Below are 1,280 nucleotides of genomic sequence, written 5' to 3'. Positions count from 1 at the left end.
GGGCGTGAAGAACGAACTGGTGACAGGTGTGGTTTAGGCCGCGAGGGTGAGCGGCTCGGTTAGCTTTGCTTCGAACTCGATAGGCGTCAACCCGCCGAGGGCGTCCTGTGCTCGCTGGCGGTGATACTTCCGCTCGATCCAGACGACAATCGCGAGGCGTAGGTCCTGCCGGGTCGCCCATCGCTGCTGATTGAGGACGTTCGTCTGCAACAACGACCAGAACGACTCCATCGCGGCGTTGTCTCCCGCGGCGCCGACGCGGCCCATCGACCCGACCATGTCGTGACGGCGGAGCTCACGGGCCATGGCGCGGCTTCGGAATTGGCTGCCTCTGTCGGCGTGCAGGATGCATCCGGCGACGTCGCCGCGGCGGGTGACGGCGTTGCGGAGCGCGTCAACGGCGAGTTTCGCGGTCATCCGATCGGAGATCGAGTAGCCGACGATCCGGTTGGAGTGGGCGTCCTTGATCGCGCAGCAGTAGAGCTTGCCTTCACTCGTCCAGTGCTCCGTGATATCGGTCAACCAGACCCGGTTCGGGGTGTCGGCACGGAACTGCCGCTGCACGTGATCGTCGAACACGGGCGGGCCGGTCTTCTTGCCCTTCCCGCGCCGGCGGCGTTGCGCGGACGAGAGGATCCCGGCCTGCGAGCACAGTTTCCACGCAGTCCGTCGGCTCATCCGCCACCCGGCCCGGCGCGCTTCGTCGGCCAGGTATCGGTAGCCGAACGTCGGGTCTTCAGCATGAGCGTCGTGCAGGGCATTGATCCGGTGCGCGCGGAGCACGTCGGCGCTGCGGATAGGGTCGTTGCGCCACCGGTAGTAGGGCTGGCGGGCGAGCTTGAGAACCCGGCACGACACCGTCACGGGGATCCCCGCGTCGGCGAGCTCAGCAACGAGCGGGTATGTCATTTTGGGGAGCCACCGAGTTTCAGATTCGCCTGCGACAGATACGCCGCGGCCTTCCGGAGCACCTCGTTCTCCTGCTCGAGGAGACGATTCCGGCGCCTGAGCTCCCGTATCTCGGCAGCCTCATCCGCGGTCTGACCGGGACGCTTGCCTTCCTCAACATCTGCTTGGCGGAGCCAGTTCTGCAGCGTCGCTTCGCTGATACCGAAGTCGACGGCAATCTGCTTGATGGTGACGCCACTCTCGCGGCGTCTTGCGACCGCGACGACGTCTTCGCGGAACTCTTGGGGATATGGACCGGGCATGATGACATCCTTCCCGTCAGCGCCTCCCAGCACTAACGATCAGTTGTCACCGATTCGTTCTTCACGCCC

At 65.2% G+C, this 1,280-nt stretch carries 1 protein-coding gene; it reads right to left on the bottom strand.

The window, feature by feature from the left end:
* Positions 1-33 precede the first annotated feature (33 nt).
* Positions 34-1,211 (bottom strand): IS3 family transposase gene (locus ACSF8R_RS14595; RefSeq protein ID WP_434812454.1). Its coding sequence is split into 2 segments (ribosomal slippage): positions 34-942 and positions 945-1,211, totalling 1,176 coding nucleotides; the frame shifts between segments, so codons are not numbered across the junction.
* Positions 1,212-1,280: the final 69 nt, after the last annotated feature.

The organism is Microbacterium sp. bgisy189, from assembly GCF_965345345.1.
Classification (GTDB): Bacteria; Actinomycetota; Actinomycetes; order Actinomycetales; family Microbacteriaceae; genus Microbacterium.
This window is presented reverse-complemented; position numbering and strand designations above follow the sequence as displayed.